This is a genomic window from Streptomyces sp. NPDC051315, assembly GCF_044455165.1.
GTDB lineage: Bacteria > Actinomycetota > Actinomycetes > Streptomycetales > Streptomycetaceae > Streptomyces.
Window position 1 is genome coordinate 132,033 of record NZ_JBITEN010000016.1, and the last position, 13,525, is coordinate 145,557.

General features: G+C 69.3%; 14 protein-coding genes and 1 pseudogene. 9 read left to right on the forward strand and 6 right to left on the reverse strand.

Annotated elements, in window-relative coordinates:
* Positions 1-7: 7 nt before the first annotated feature.
* The gene (locus ACIBBD_RS27985; protein WP_399422349.1) at positions 8-1,207 is read right to left on the reverse strand and encodes an acetyl-CoA C-acyltransferase; all 1,200 of its coding nucleotides are present in this window, start codon (positions 1,205-1,207) and stop codon (positions 8-10) included.
* A gap of 158 nt (positions 1,208-1,365) precedes the next feature.
* Here ACIBBD_RS27985 and ACIBBD_RS27990 point away from each other — a divergent pair, with 158 nt between their 5' ends.
* Together ACIBBD_RS27990 and ACIBBD_RS27995 are read left to right on the forward strand one after the other, a co-directional pair.
* Positions 1,366-2,205 (forward strand): alpha/beta fold hydrolase, encoded by an 840-nt coding sequence (locus ACIBBD_RS27990; RefSeq protein WP_399422350.1) that lies wholly within the window; start codon positions 1,366-1,368, stop codon positions 2,203-2,205.
* A gap of 47 nt (positions 2,206-2,252) precedes the next feature.
* On the forward strand, positions 2,253-3,074 hold the full coding sequence (locus ACIBBD_RS27995; RefSeq protein WP_399422351.1) for a hypothetical protein: 822 nt from the start codon (positions 2,253-2,255) through the stop codon (positions 3,072-3,074).
* Between the two features lie 177 nt (positions 3,075-3,251).
* On the opposite strand, the gene ACIBBD_RS28000 is transcribed toward ACIBBD_RS27995, so the two are convergent.
* Positions 3,252-3,431 (reverse strand): hypothetical protein, encoded by a 180-nt coding sequence (locus ACIBBD_RS28000; protein ID WP_399422352.1) that lies wholly within the window; start codon positions 3,429-3,431, stop codon positions 3,252-3,254.
* Between the two features lie 103 nt (positions 3,432-3,534).
* Between ACIBBD_RS28000 and ACIBBD_RS28005 the strand changes: the two are divergent.
* Positions 3,535-3,900 (forward strand): annotated as a pseudogene (locus tag ACIBBD_RS28005) (transposase); the annotation flags it as partial.
* 5 nt (positions 3,901-3,905) lie between these two features.
* Here ACIBBD_RS28005 and ACIBBD_RS28010 read toward each other — a convergent pair.
* Positions 3,906-4,619 carry a TetR/AcrR family transcriptional regulator C-terminal domain-containing protein gene (locus ACIBBD_RS28010; RefSeq protein WP_399422353.1) on the reverse strand — a complete coding sequence of 238 codons (714 nt, stop codon included), beginning with the start codon at positions 4,617-4,619 and terminating at the stop codon, positions 3,906-3,908.
* A gap of 122 nt (positions 4,620-4,741) precedes the next feature.
* On the opposite strand from ACIBBD_RS28010, the gene ACIBBD_RS28015 reads away from it, so the two are divergent.
* A complete protein-coding gene (locus ACIBBD_RS28015) occupies positions 4,742-5,437 on the forward strand; it encodes a DUF4386 domain-containing protein (protein ID WP_399422354.1) in 696 nt (231 codons plus the stop codon).
* 78 nt (positions 5,438-5,515) lie between these two features.
* Positions 5,516-5,725: a hypothetical protein gene (locus ACIBBD_RS28020; RefSeq protein ID WP_399422355.1), complete on the forward strand. Its 210-nt coding sequence runs from the start codon at positions 5,516-5,518 to the stop codon at positions 5,723-5,725.
* 129 nt (positions 5,726-5,854) lie between these two features.
* On the opposite strand, the gene ACIBBD_RS28025 is transcribed toward ACIBBD_RS28020, so the two are convergent.
* Complete coding sequence (locus ACIBBD_RS28025; RefSeq protein WP_399422356.1) at positions 5,855-6,406, reverse strand: hypothetical protein; 552 nt, start codon at positions 6,404-6,406, stop codon at positions 5,855-5,857.
* Positions 6,407-6,791: 385 nt separating this feature from the next.
* Here ACIBBD_RS28025 and ACIBBD_RS28030 point away from each other — a divergent pair, with 385 nt between their 5' ends.
* Positions 6,792-7,349 carry a DUF3291 domain-containing protein gene (locus ACIBBD_RS28030; RefSeq protein ID WP_399422357.1) on the forward strand — a complete coding sequence of 186 codons (558 nt, stop codon included), beginning with the start codon at positions 6,792-6,794 and terminating at the stop codon, positions 7,347-7,349.
* Positions 7,350-7,568: 219 nt separating this feature from the next.
* Here the strand turns inward: ACIBBD_RS28030 and ACIBBD_RS28035 are convergent, their stop codons facing one another.
* Complete coding sequence (locus ACIBBD_RS28035; protein WP_399422358.1) at positions 7,569-8,483, reverse strand: LysR substrate-binding domain-containing protein; 915 nt, start codon at positions 8,481-8,483, stop codon at positions 7,569-7,571.
* Between the two features lie 77 nt (positions 8,484-8,560).
* Here ACIBBD_RS28035 and ACIBBD_RS28040 point away from each other — a divergent pair, with 77 nt between their 5' ends.
* Together ACIBBD_RS28040 and ACIBBD_RS28045 are read left to right on the forward strand one after the other, a co-directional pair.
* Positions 8,561-9,256 carry a DUF6152 family protein gene (locus ACIBBD_RS28040; RefSeq protein ID WP_399422359.1) on the forward strand — a complete coding sequence of 232 codons (696 nt, stop codon included), beginning with the start codon at positions 8,561-8,563 and terminating at the stop codon, positions 9,254-9,256.
* 3 nt (positions 9,257-9,259) lie between these two features.
* A complete protein-coding gene (locus ACIBBD_RS28045; protein WP_399422360.1) occupies positions 9,260-9,742 on the forward strand; it encodes a DUF6644 family protein in 483 nt (160 codons plus the stop codon).
* A gap of 1,052 nt (positions 9,743-10,794) precedes the next feature.
* Here the strand turns inward: ACIBBD_RS28045 and ACIBBD_RS28050 are convergent.
* On the reverse strand, positions 10,795-12,054 hold the full coding sequence (locus tag ACIBBD_RS28050; protein ID WP_399422361.1) for a hypothetical protein: 1,260 nt from the start codon (positions 12,052-12,054) through the stop codon (positions 10,795-10,797).
* 698 nt (positions 12,055-12,752) lie between these two features.
* Between ACIBBD_RS28050 and ACIBBD_RS28055 the strand changes: the two genes are divergently transcribed.
* Positions 12,753-13,523 (forward strand): AraC family transcriptional regulator, encoded by a 771-nt coding sequence (locus ACIBBD_RS28055; protein ID WP_399422362.1) that lies wholly within the window; start codon positions 12,753-12,755, stop codon positions 13,521-13,523.
* Positions 13,524-13,525: the final 2 nt, after the last annotated feature.

The window sequence follows — 13,525 nt, forward strand, 5'->3', positions numbered from 1 at the left end:
CGACACCTCAGGCGACCTCGAACAGTCCGGCTGCGCCCATGCCGCCGCCGACACACATGGAGATCACCACATACCGGACACCCCGGCGCTTGCCCTCGATGAGGGCGTGCCCCACCAGCCGGGCACCGGTCATTCCGTACGGATGACCGACCGAGATGGCGCCGCCATTGACGTTGAACCGCTCCGGGTCGATGTGCAGTTCGTCACGGCAGTACAGCGCCTGGGAGGCGAAGGCCTCGTTGAGTTCCCACAGGCCGATGTCGTCGACGGTGAGGTTGTGCTGCTTCAGCAGCTTCGGAATGGCGAACACCGGGCCGATGCCCATCTCGTCCGGCCCGCAACCGGCAACGGTCATACCCCGGTAGACGCCCAGCGGTTCCAGTCCACGGCGCTCGGCCTCCCTCGACTCCATCAACACCGATGCCGAGGCGCCGTCCGACAACTGCGAGGAGTTCCCCGCCGTCACGCTGGAACGCGCGCTCACCCGACCGTCCGGCAGCACCGGCGCCAACCCGGCCAGGCCCTCGAGCGTCGTCGACGCGCGGTTGCCCTCGTCCCGGGTCAGGGTCACAGCCTCCTCCCGCACCTCCCCGGACTGCTTGTCCAGGATCTTCTTGACGCTGGCGAGCGCGACGATCTCCTGGTCGAACCGGCCGGCCTCCTGCGCCGCCGCGGTGCGCTGCTGCGACACCAGCGCGAACTCGTCCTGGCGTTCCCGACTCACGCCGTAGCGTTCGGCGACGATCTCCGCCGTGTGCAGCATCGGCAGGTAGATGCTCGGCTTGTGCTCGACCAGCCACGGATCCGCCATGCGGTGGGTGTTCATGTGGTCGTTCTGCACCAGGGAGATCGACTCGACACCGCCGCCGACAGCGACCTGCATGCCGTCACCGACGATCTGCTTGGCGGCCGTCGCAATGGCCATCAGGCCCGACGAGCACTGCCGGTCGATCGTCATCCCCGACACGGTGTCCGGAAGTCCGGCACGAAGGACGGCCTGACGCGCGACATTGCCACCGGAGGACCCCTGCTGCACGGCGCAGCCGAGGATCACATCCTCGACCTCACCTCCCTCGAGCCCCGCGCGCCGTACCGCGTGCGAAAGGGCGTGGGCGGCGAGTTCCTGTGCCTGGGTGTCGTTGAACGCACCGCGGTACGCCTTCCCGATCGGCGTCCTGGCCGTCGAAACGATGACTGCTTCCCTCATGTCGCCTCACTGCTTCCTGTCGGTCTGGTTCGCCGATGACGGGCGCCACGGCCCGCAGGGGGGATGGGAGCCGGCCTCCCGGTCGTTTATAGTTGAACCCGGCGTCAAGTTCAATCACTGTCCGAACCGACCGGCATCCGGCATGAAGGGGTTGGATCGTGGCCGAGCTGAGCATCTCCACCGCTGCGGGCGTGTTCGACGCGATCGCGGCCGGTCCGTCCGAGGGCCGCCCAGTGCTGCTTCTGCACGGCTTCCCACAGACCGGGCTGGTGTGGCAACGGCAGATCGCGGCGTTGGCCGCGCACGGCTACCGGGTGGTCGCCCCCGACCAGCGTGGGTATTCCCCCAGGGCCCGCCCCGGGCGGCCGGAGGAATACCGCATCAGTGTCCTGGTCGACGATGTGGTCGCCATCACGGAGGAACTGGGCTGGGCGGCCTTCGACCTGGTCGGGCATGACTGGGGAGGGGCGGTGGCGTGGTGGACCGCCGATGCCCACCCTGGCCGCGTACGCACCCTGACGGTTGTCTCGACCCCGCACCCCGGCGCTCTGGCCACCACCCTGCGCACCGACCAGGACCAGCGCGAACGATCGCGCTATATGATCGACTGGCGCGAAACGCCCGCGACCGAAGAGCGCATGCTCGCCAACGACGCCGAGGAGCTTCGGGCCGCTTACGCCGGAAAGATCCCGCAGGACAGTGCCGAGGCCTACGTGCGGCACCTGTCCCAGCCGGGCGCTCTCACCGCGGCGCTGAACTGGTACCGGGCCGGCCGCCCGGACGGCGGGATCGGCGCCATCGACGTGCCCACGCTGTACGTCTGGAGCACGGAGGACAGCGCGTTCGGCCCGGCCGCCGCACAGGAGACCGGCCGGTGGGTCAACGGGCCGTACCGGTTCGAGACCCTGCGGGGCGTCAGCCACTGGGTCCCCGAGGAGGCGCCCGAAACGCTGAGCCGCCTGGTGCTGGAACACCTGCGAGCGCACGGCGAGTGCTGAGCCCGCAGCGAACACCCCGTCCGTCGACTCCCCGAAGAGGTGACCGCATGAAGACAGCGCGCGCGGCCTGGCGCCGACTCGAGCCCGTACACGCCATGATCTACTTCGCCCCCGAGGCAAGGCGACGGTACGCGGACCTCGGACTGAGCGGACGCGCCGGGTACTTCACCTCCCGCAGCGCCGCGTTCGGCCGAGCCTCCGCCGAGCTGGTCATCTCGACCTTCTACAACTTCAATCCCGGTTTCGTACGGCAGGCGGTCGACGGGGCCTGGGACACAACGACGCCGCAGCAGGTGCTGGACGCGCGGTACGCCGCTGCGGGCGATGCTCTGCGACGGGCGGGCATCCACGGGTTGCCCGCCCTGGACGAGGTCCTGGCGCTGACCCGCCGGGCCGCCGAGGCGGCCTGCGAACACGCGCAGGGCCGCCCGCTGTTCGCCGCGCATGCCGCGCTGCCTTGGCCGGAGGAGCCGGTACTGCAGCTGTGGCACGCCCAGACGCTGCTCCGGGAGTTCCGCGGAGACGGGCATGTCGCGTGCCTGCTGAGCGAGGGCGTCGGGGGCTTGGAGGCCCTGGTTCTGCACGCCGCCACCGGTGAGGTTCCCGTCGACTTTCTCAAGGCGAGCCGCGCATGGCCCGAGGAGGAGTGGGCCGACACCGAGGAGCGCCTGCGCAAGCGAGGTCTCCTCGACGGCGACTCCCTCAGCCCGGAAGGCGTACGCCTGCGCCGGCACATCGAGGACCGCACCGACCGCCTGGCCCTTGCGGCCTACGCCGCCCTGGGTGACGCCGACTGCGAACGCCTCGCCGAACTCGCGAGCCCTTTCGGCCGCGCCGTCGTCGAAGCCGGCCTCCTCAAACTCGGCTGACTGGCCCTTCTCGGCACTTCCTGACAGTCCGTGGCCTTCTCGGCGGGCCGTTCCGACTCTTCGTGTGGGTAGGGCAGGAACTCGGCTGTCGCGTCGGGTGATCACCGCCGGCGGACCAGGACGAGTGGCTGGGTGGCGGGAGATGGATGAGGTGGCCTGCCCGGCCTGCCGCGGGCATCAGCCGACGTAGTCGACGATCTGCCGTCGACTCTGCGGGCGGAGATGATGGCCGACGATCCTGGGCAGCATGCGATGACCGGTCGGCGCGACAAACGGTTGCTCGACGCGCTCGGCGAGATCCACGCGGAGCGCGCCGACGAGCCGATCCGGGTGGCCATCGTCTACGGAGCCGGCCACGTCCCCTTTCAGGCTTGGCGAGGAATCGGGTCATCCCGTGGGCGTGGTGAGGTCACCCACGGGACGTGCTCAGGACGTTCGTGTTCCGCAGCTCCGTGCGCGAGCCGGCGGCAACCGGCACGACGTCACCCAGCTCCTGCCGTTGCTGGACGCGGTCCCGTCGATCCGGGGCCTGTGGGGACGCCCCGGCCGCGAGCCCCGGCGCCTGTACGCCGACCGGGGCTACGACTTCGAGAAGTACCGCCGCCTGCCGTGGAAGCGCGACGTCAAGCCGGTGATCACCAGACGCGGGGTCGCCCACGGCTCAGGACTGGGCACGGTGCGTTGGGTGGTCGAGTGTGCCTTCGCCTGGCTGCACCAGCTCAAACGGCTCCGTATCCGCTACGAGCGACGCGCTGATCTCCACCAGGGCCTGCTCGAGCCGGCCTGCGGCCTCATATGCCTCAGTCGCCTGCGAACCTCATTCTGAAACGATCAGTTAGGCGGACTTGTCCCCGAAGGGTTGGCGGAAGTCCACCCCTGCTGACGGAGTCGTTCGAATCCGTCGAGGAGGAGGTCCAGCGCGAACTCGAACTCGAACTGATCGTCACAGCCTTGGCCCACGACGGATTCCTCGTCGTGGGCGACTGCCCTGGCCAGCTCCGTCACGTAGGGGAACTTCCCGGCATCCGCAGGGGCCACGACCGCCTGCGCCTCAGGATCGGGGCTCGGTGAGGCGTCGAACAGCTCCTGGGTGAACCCCAGCATCCGGCTGCCCAGGGTGTGCATCACATGGTGCGTCAGATCGACGGAGAAGCCGCCGGTCCGGAATATTCCGATCACCGAGTCCATGTACGCGAGCACGGCCGGCGTCGGGCGGGCTCGCGATTGCACCACTTGCGCCGCCCAGGAGTGGCCCAGGAGAGCTCGTCGCGCCGAGAGGATCCTCTGTCGGACCGCGCTCTTCCAGTCGGACTCCGTCGCCGGAGGGTCGATCTCGCCGACGACGACATCGACCATGCCGTCCAGGAGCTGGTCCTTGTTGGCGACGTGCTTGTAGAGGGCCATCGGCACCACACCCAGCTCCTGCGCGAGCTTTCGCATGCTGAGCGCTTCGATCCCGATTTCATCGGCAAGCGCGACAGCGGCGCGCAGCACTCGGTCCCTGCTCAGAGGCGCCCGGCGCACTGCCTCCGTCTGCTGGGCCATGTCCGATCAGCTCCCTGATTGATCCTTCGTGAACCGGATTCCCACCTTGACGAGTGTACGGCGTACGCTTACGCTCGGTTGCAGGTGTACGCCGTACACCACTTATGGGGTGGAGGGTCCAGGTGGACTCAACGAGAAAGACCGCTGTTGTCGCGGGTGTGTTCTTCCTTCTCACCGAGGTTTCCGCGATCGGCGGGCTGGCGCTGTACGGCCCCGCTCTGGACGGCGCCGAGTACGTCGTCGGCTCCGGCGCCGACACTCGGGTGTTCCTGGGGGCGCTGTTCGAGATCGTCCTCGTGACAGCTGTCATCGGCACCGCGGTCACGCTGTATCCGATCATCAAGAGGCAGAACGAGGGGGCCGCCCTGGGCTATGTCTGCGCTCGCCTTCTTGAAGCCGCCGTCATCGTCGTCGGCATCGTCAGCGTCCTGTCGGTCGTGACGCTGAGCAGAGACTTCGCGCGAACGCCGGGCGCCGATACCGGGTCTCTCGTCACGGCCGGCGAAACGCTCGTAGCGATCCATGACTGGACGTTCCTTTTCGGGCCCAACTTCATCCTGGGGGCGAACTCGCTGGTTCTGGCGGGTTTGATGTACCGCTCTGGGCTCGTGCCACGGTTCATCGCGGTCCTGGGACTTGTCGGGGGCTCGTTGATCTGCGCTTCGGCGACCGCTGTGATGTTCGGGCTCTACGAGCAGGTCTCCCTGGTGGGGTCGGTCATGGCGATTCCCGTATTCGCCTGGGAAGTCACACTTGCCGTCCGGCTCATCACCAAAGGATTCAACCCAGCTCCCCTCGCCGCCCCTGGTGACGAGTGAGAAGCCGTTGTCTTTCCCAATGTGATCACTGATTTTCCTGTTCAGGCATGGTTTCAGTGTCGTCGTGGGAGCGTTCGGGTGATCAGTTCCTCCCCGACGGTGCGGAGGTGGCCGGTGGCGTCGGTGATGGGTTCGCTGGAGGAGCGGGAGGCCGCTGCCCGAGTGCGGATGGAGGAGCTTCAGGCGGAGGCGGACCGGATCCTGTCCGAACTCGCCGCGGCCGAGGCGGTCCTGGCACGCCGGGAGTTCGCTCGGGTGGAGGGCCGAGGCCCAGGTCACCCCGGGTGATGCGGCGGAAGCGCCCGTACCGGAGGCGCCTGAGCCCGTGACGGCGGCCAAAGCGGTGAAGGTGCCGGTCGCGGGGGTGATCGTGCCGCACTTCGGGGAGAGGATGTCGGCGGAGGCGCTCGCGCTGGATCACCGGCGGATCGTGGAGCTGGTGGAGTCCGGTCCGCAAGGCGGGCGAGAGGATGTCGGCGAAGGAGATCGCGTCCGGGCTGGGCGTGTAGTTGGTGCCGGCGAAGACCGAGGGGGTGCGGTCCACGGCGAGGCGCCTGGCCGAACGGGGCGGGCTGGTCGTGTCGCCGTACGGACGGCCGGCTCCGCGCCCGTGGACCAGTCGTAGGTGGTCGTCGTGGTCTTGGTCTCCGCGTCGGTGGCGTAGCCCGCGATGGTCGCGCCCGTGGGGGAGGAGGTGACCAGGTCGGAGACCGTCGCGGCGCTCGCCTTGTTCTCGTCGTAGGCGTACGACGTGTGGGCGCGGGCCGGGATCACCGTCCCGGCGGCGAGCGTCGACTCGGTGGTGGTACCGGTCAGCTTCTCGGCCAGGGTGATCCGGTGCAGGGGACCGTACTCGTCCGGGGTGCCGTCGGCGGAGTACTCCATCGCGGTGCTGAACTGCCCGGCCCGGTCGGCCGTGGACAGGTCTGCGAGGCCGAGGGCTGTCAGCTCGTCGGATCCGTTGCTCAACGCCAACTCGCGCTGAGCAAGGATCAGTTCGGTGACCGGTTGCCGTAGACGTCGTACTCGGTCGCGGTGAGCGCACCACCCGGGCTCGCAGTGTTGGTCACCGACCCGTTGGCGTCGATGTAGCTGATCGAGGCCGGCATCGTACATGGCATCCCCGCAAGGACCTGTGCAAGAGGCCACGTGGACAGGGAAATCGCAACTTCGACATGGCTCGCAGAGGCAGCTACCTTTGCCTGGCCTTCGGCGGGCGCCCACGGTCGCACAGGGGCTACTTCAGGCTGGCCACCCGCGACGGGATGAGTCGGTCACGCCCCACGAACCCTCGGCCCCATGCGCAAGCCACCGAACCGGTCCACGCCAGGCAGCACCAACCAGGGAGAGACGCATGCCCCATCTTGCTCTGTACACATTCGGTGTCCTGAAGTCACCTCTCGCCGATCCCGCACCTCTCACGAGCGAGTTCTACGACATTGGTGAGGCCGTCTACCGGGAGATCAGTCAGCACCCCGGATACCTCGCGCGTGCCGAAGCGGCAGACGGTGACCGGGGCATGCTCTTCGAGGCGGACTGGGGTGCATGGGGAGAGTTCGCCGTACCGACCTGGTACGGCAAGGGCCGTACGCTGGAAACCACCGCCCTGGCCACGACCCTCTCACTCTGGACCGACCTGCGCCCCGCCTTCGACGCCGTCTACACCGGTCTGCACCGTGGGGCGCTGAACAGGCGTTACGACTGGTTCGAGAGGACGGAACACCCGAGTTACGTGTTCTGGTGGGTCTCCGACGGCGTGATACCCACCTGGCAGGACGGGGTTTCCAGGCTGGAGCACCTCCACGACCACGGCCCCGCGCCGCACGCCTTCACCTTCCACGACTCGTTCGCCCCGGACGGAACTCCGACCAGGATCAAGGACATCGGACCCGAGAGCGACCAGGTTCGCTGACAAGGAATCCCGAACGACTGGATTCGCTGTCGAACGCCAAGGCCGGCGACCTTGCCGACCTTCCAGACCTTGCGCTTGTCCGTGATGGACAACTCCACCGCGGCTCCGAGCGCCGACGCGGCGAGGACGCGCTGCCCGACGCCCGACGCCCGCGCCGGCATCACGCCCGCACCGTCTAACGGCGGGAGGCGCCGCCCGAGGTGCCGCCCCTCACGAAGATCAGCTGTCGTTGTGCCCTCGGACGGCGGGGGAGTCCGAACTGAGCACCGCTCTGAAATTGCGCACCACGGGGCTCGTCTCCCTCCGGCGCCACACCAGTTGCAGGGGCAACGGCTCGGGTTTGGGGGTGAGCTGCCGGAACTCCACGCCCGGTTGCCGCAACGCCGCCATGGTGCGCGGGACGATGGAAACGCCCACCTCGGCCGCGACCAGCCCGATGATGGTCTGCATGTGGCCCGCTTCCTGCGACACCTGGATCTCGAACCCGGCGGCCCGGGCCAGACTCGTGATCCGGTCGTGCAGCGCCGGTCCCATGCGACGGGGGAACATGATGAACGGTTCACTGGCCAGCTTGGCCGTGGGCAGCAGGACGGTGGGTGCCAGAGGATGCCGGCGGGGCAGCGCCGCGACCAGGACGTCACGGAAGATCTCCTGGCTCGCCACGCCCTCCGATATCTCGCTCTCACCCCAGGCGTGCAGGATGCCCACATCGATGCGCCCGGCGAGCAGTTCCTCGATCTGGCGGGCGCTGGGCAGCTCCCGCACCTGTAACTCGACGCCCGGATACACCCGTCGGAACCGGCGCAGCAGACGGGGGATGAGCTCGGGGACGGCCGATCCCACGAAACCCAGGGAGAGTTCGCCCACATCACCGCGCCCTGTCTGCCGGGCGGCCAGTTGGGCTCTCTCGACGTGGTGGAGGGCGCGGCGGGCTTCGGCCACAAAGCTCTCACCTGCGGCGGTGATGCTGACCTCCCGGGTGGTCCTCTCGAAGAGGGAGACGCCCAACTCGTCCTCCAGCTTGCGTACCTGTTGGCTCAGCGTCGGTTGTTGAAGGCCGAGACGCCGGGCCGTGCGGCCGAAGTGGAGCTCCTCCGCCAATACCACGATGTAGCGCATCTGTTCAAGATTCATACCTCCATGCAATCACAGAGGTCGTATCTGATGAACAATCAAAGGTTCGGCCGGCGCGGCCGATCACACTGTGGAGCATGCGACCTCGATCCTCCGCTTCCGTTCTGGCCACGACCGGTGCCGCAGTCGTTCTCGCCCTGGCGCCCGCAGGCCCGGCGGCCGCCCACCACGGCTGGGAGCACTACGACACGACCGCGCCCTACTACGCATCCGGCACCGTGACCGGCGTGAGGTGGGGCAACCCGCACCCCGAGGTGACGCTGCGCATCGAGGACAAAGAGGTGCCTCAGGGCTGGGCCGACCGTGACATCCCCTCGGACCTCGAGGACATCGGCGGCCGGCAGGTCATGGAGGCGACTCGCTCCTACTCCGGTTCGAGCGACGAGCTGACCCTGATCCTCGCCCCCATCGAGCGGCTGTCCGCCTGGGGGATGGAAGGCCGGGTGGAGGAGGGGGAGAAGCTGGAGGTCGTCGGGTACCTGGACCGTGACCACGACGACGAGCTGCGCCCCGAGATGATCGTCCGGGAGGACGGGCAGGCGGTGCGCCAGCGGTCCGTCCCCCTGCCGGTAGCCCCCGAGCCCGCGCCCGAGGAGGGCGGGGCGGAGCCGACGGGTTCCGGAGCCGACGGCCAGGCCGCGGAACAGGGGCGCAGTGCCGCCCCCGCCGCCGACTCGTCCGACGCGACCGTCTGGCTGGTGACCGGCGGTGCCGTTCTGCTCCTCTTCGCGGGGGGCGGGTACTACGTGGTGCGCCGCGCCAACAAGGCGTGAACCATGAATGAGTTCTTCACCTGGCTCGAACGGTCCAGCCTGGGCGACGCGGTCCGGACGACACCCCTGGTGTACTCGTCGCTGGAGAGCGTGCACATCCTCGGTATCGCGCTGCTCGTCGGCCCCGCCCTGGCGTTCGACCTCCGGCTTCTCGGGGTCGGCCGCCAGATGCTGCCCGTCACGGCGGCCGCCCGGCATCTGCTGCCGCTGGCCCGCCTCGGATTCGCGATCGCGGTCACCAGCGGTCTGGTGATGTTCGTCTCCGGTGCCGTGGCGGTCGGCAACAGCGGCGCGGCTCCCTGGAAGCTGAGCCTGCTGATGGTGGCGGGCGTCAACATCGCCGTCTTCCACTGGGGGGCCTACCGCCGGGTGGACGGCTGGGACATCGAGGTCCCGACGCCCGCGAGAGCGAAGACGGCGGCCACCGTGTCGATCCTGGTGTGGAGTGGAGTGATCGCGTCCGGCCGCCTGCTCGCCTACACCTGAGGAGCTCCCGCTCCGTATCGACGCACAGCGCAAGCCCTCCCCGGACGAGGAGGGCTTGCGCTGTGCGTGCGCGGACGCGTCGGCGTGCATCCTGTCTGGCTCCGGGGCCTGCAGAACCCCGACGGCGGCTTCGGCTACTGGGAGGGCCGCAACTCCGACGTGCCTGCGCAGTTGGGTGAACCGGCAGGCCCCGTGCCTGCCGAGCTCGCCCAGCAGCGCTGTTTCCAGCCACTAACCGTTGGGTGCCCTGCTTCCACGGCATACTCCCGCCTGGGTGCGGTCTCTGGTTGACGCTGACGACCGGGATGAAGCGGGGATACATGGATACGGCATTGCTCGGAGCGATCTGTGGTCTCGCTGGTACCGCAGCGGGAGCAGCGGTGGCCTACTTCGGTCCACTCCAGGTGGAACGGAGGCGGGCTCGAAGCGAGCGTGCGTTGCGGACTGAAGACCGTAGACATCGGTCGGTACGTCGCTGCCAGAACTGTCATGGACCAGTGGTTGGACCTCCTACGCCGGGCCCACGAGGCGGCGATGGAAAGCCGTTTGAACCTCGATCAGTTCGACGCGGATGCCGTGCGGTACTCCGATGAGCTGCGTCTGAGGCTTGCGGAGCTCGCTCACCTCGGTGTTGTCGACCAAGGAACAGCCGGTGTATTTCGTGTGCTCCGCGAGGCGACTCACAAGGACTGCGGCGCCCCAGTCAGCGCAGGCAGCGTAGCCTTGGCCGGCCGCGGGCACTTGGGCGGAGGTCTTGATGCTCTGGCGTCCAGCACGCAGGCGCTCGGTTCGGCATCCCGGCCTTCGGCTTCGCGCGCTACAGGCTTTCCCCCGGAGAAGGTCTGGCCGTCGGGGAGGACCACCGTGACGGGTGGCGGCTCGGGCGGCGTGTCCGACCTGTTCCGCGGACGGGTCGGGGCCACGCCCGAGGAACCGAGTCGACGACACCGGGTGACAGCCTCTTCCCCGCGACAGAAGGCCGGATCCGTTGCGCCGTTGAGGGGGTTGACGCCGAAGGGCACCGGCGGTGGCCGCCGGTGCCCTTCCGCCGATCACCAGTTCTTGTACTGCGCCTCGCCGAGGCCGCAGAAGGTGCAGCCGGAGCTCAGGAAATCCCGCGTACGACGGAACTCCTCGTCGGCCAGGTGCCACCGCAGCCAGGCGGTGATGATGTGCTGCCCGTTGCGGGTGGCGGCGATGTGGTCGGTGTTGTTCAGAATGTTGAACCATACCGGCACGTCCGTGTTGGCGTAGTCCCGCTCCACGTTGGAGGTCGCGAAGTCGTCGTCGCCGCCGATGTAGAGGGCGGGGTTGCGCAGGTTGTCCGGCCCGTTGCCGTCGAAGGAGCCGCCGGCCACGTGGATCGTGGTCTCCAGCCGCGGCTCGTCCGCCACGTCGAAGGTGCCGATCGAGCCACGGGAGTGGCCGCCAAATGCCACCTCGGAGGTGTCGATGTCCTGGTACAGCGGACTGCTCGGGTTCGCGTTCTGGTCCTCGATCCAGTCCAGGGCGTCGACCATGTACTCGCCGCTGCTGGAGGAGACCTCGCTGTAGACGACGAACCCGTGCGAGGCCCACTGGCGCAGCATGTCCTCGTAGGCGGCCGGGTCGGAACCCGCGCCGGGACCCCAGACGAGGACCGGGTGGTTCACGTCGTTCTGGCCGGCGTTCGCCGGGTACACCAGCCACCCGTCGTTACCGGGACCGGAGCTCGTGTCGATGGTCACCGTGTACGGCCCCGGCGCGGTCACGTCGGTCACCGGGGGCAGCGTTCCGCCCGGCGGATCGGTCGGTCCGCCGCTCCCGCCGCCCGCCGCCTGGACGAGGACGTCGTCGACGGTCAGCGTCTCCAGCGCGCTGCCGGCCTCCAACGAGAAGCGGAGCCGCACGGTGCGGCCGTCGACCGACGAGGGCAGCTGGAACGACGTCGCGCCCGAGGCGGTACGTGAGGACTCGAGCGTGGTGAACGCGCCACCGTCGACGGAGTAGGCGACCGTGAAGGCCTCACCGAGGTCGAGCCCGGACGCCGTCCGGGTGTACGACACCGAGATGCCGCTGTAGCCGGCCAGGGCGATGGGCGCGGAGGTGAGGGACGGATCGGTGAGCAATGAGCCGCTCAGCCGCGCCGCTCCCGTGGCGGTGCTGACGGAGCCGGTGGAGATGAAGGTCCCCAGCCCTGCGGAGAAGTTCTCGCTGTAGACCTGGGTGGCGGCGGAAGCAGGGCCGGAGAGTGCGCTGGTGGCCCCTATTGCGACGAGGCCGGCGGTGGCCGCGCCGAGCAGGCGCAGGCGCAGACTGGGGAGCGATGGCATGACTGATCCCTTCTGGCCGCGCCGGCCGCCCGCAGCGGTGTCGGCGCGTCGTCGTGCCGGGCGCCCGGGTATGTTCCGTGCGTCCGGCGCCGGAGATCGTGCGGGAGTCGAACCATGCCGATTCAAGCGGTGCTTCCGGCAGCGAGGATCCGTGAAATCACCGGTGCCGACCCGACGCCGCCGCAGCGGTGATCACGTCCGTCGCGGTGACAAGAACGGCCGGGAGGCCGTGCGGGCCTGTGGACCGACCTCCGTGATCCTGTCCCGCCTCGGTGTGCGCGCCGACGGCGACAACCGCAGGGCGGCCGCAAAGGCCTCGACAACCACACCGTCGACCATGGGCGTCGCTATCGAAGGCAAAGTGGGTGGGGGCGAAGCTGCGCAACGCCTCCGAGGTCCGTGAACGGTGATGTGTGGAGCTCTCCATGTACTTGCCGCGAACGAGAGCGGAGACCGGCCACAGCACGAGAGTCGGGGCCGACGGGCGAGGGTCCACGTTCGGAGGGCGATGGAGGCCGCCGGGGGACCGGTGCTCCGTCGGCGCCGGACGCCGGGGTCGGCAGCGGACCGCTCGACCCGGTGGCCGGGATGGATCCGCCTCCCTCCGGCGCCGCGGTCCGGCGCTGGTCCGGTCCCTCGGGCGCCGCCCGAGGCGGGACGCGCGGCCGTGAAGATCCGGCTCCGGTTAGCCTGGCCGCATGCGTGTCACCAGGGACCTGCCGACGCTCGCCGCCGGAGAGGTGGACGTGCCCTTCGTGATCCAGGGGTACGAGGAGGTCGTCGACGCCGACACCGCGTGGAACGAGCACTCGCACCCGTGGCACGAACTCCTCTGGAACGAGCGCGGCACGTCCACCGCCGTGGTCGGCTCCCAGGTGTGGTGCATCACACCGACGCTGGGACTGTGGATGCCGGCCGGGCAGCTGCACTCCGCCTCCGCGGTCGCGGGCACCTCCTACCGCGCCCACTTCTTCCGGCACGGCACGGAGTCGGCGCTGCCCGACGAGCCGGTGGCCGTGGAGATCACCCCGCTGCTCCGGCTGCTCCTGGAGCGGCTCGAAGAGGCGGAACTGCCGCCGCGCTCCCGGGCCGTGACCGAGGCGATGGTGCTCGACGTCCTGCGGCCGTCGCCCCGGGCGCTGCTGGTGCAGTTGCCCACGTCCGCGTTGCTGCGGCCGATCGTGGACGGAGTGCGGGCCGACCCGGCCGACCAGCGGACACTGGCCGGCTGGGCCGCCGCCCTCGGCTGCAGCGCGCGCACGCTGACCCGCGCCTTCCGTGCCGAGACGGGCACGAGTTTCGCCCGCTGGGTCGCCTCGGTCCGGGCCCAGCACGCCGTGCAGCTCCTCTCCCTCGGACACGAGGTCGACGTGGTGGCCGACGCGGTCGGCTACCGCTCGGCGAGCGCCTTCGGCGCGGCCTTCCGGCGGACGACCGGCATGACGCCCGGCAGGTTCCGGGCGCGCTGAGA

Bases quoted from the DNA above. Each gene is read 5' to 3' on its own strand.
- ACIBBD_RS27985 (WP_399422349.1), bottom strand. From the start codon at position 1,207: ATGAGGGAAGCAGTCATCGTTTCGACGGCCAGGACGCCGATCGGGAAG.
- ACIBBD_RS27995 (WP_399422351.1), top strand. From the start codon at position 2,253: ATGAAGACAGCGCGCGCGGCCTGGCGCCGACTCGAGCCCGTACACGCC.
- ACIBBD_RS28010 (WP_399422353.1), bottom strand. From the start codon at position 4,619: ATGGCCCAGCAGACGGAGGCAGTGCGCCGGGCGCCTCTGAGCAGGGAC.
- ACIBBD_RS28030 (WP_399422357.1), top strand. From the start codon at position 6,792: ATGCCCCATCTTGCTCTGTACACATTCGGTGTCCTGAAGTCACCTCTC.
- ACIBBD_RS28035 (WP_399422358.1), bottom strand. From the start codon at position 8,483: ATGAATCTTGAACAGATGCGCTACATCGTGGTATTGGCGGAGGAGCTC.
- ACIBBD_RS28040 (WP_399422359.1), top strand. From the start codon at position 8,561: ATGCGACCTCGATCCTCCGCTTCCGTTCTGGCCACGACCGGTGCCGCA.
- ACIBBD_RS28045 (WP_399422360.1), top strand. From the start codon at position 9,260: ATGAATGAGTTCTTCACCTGGCTCGAACGGTCCAGCCTGGGCGACGCG.
- ACIBBD_RS28050 (WP_399422361.1), bottom strand. From the start codon at position 12,054: ATGCCATCGCTCCCCAGTCTGCGCCTGCGCCTGCTCGGCGCGGCCACC.
- ACIBBD_RS28055 (WP_399422362.1), top strand. From the start codon at position 12,753: ATGCGTGTCACCAGGGACCTGCCGACGCTCGCCGCCGGAGAGGTGGAC.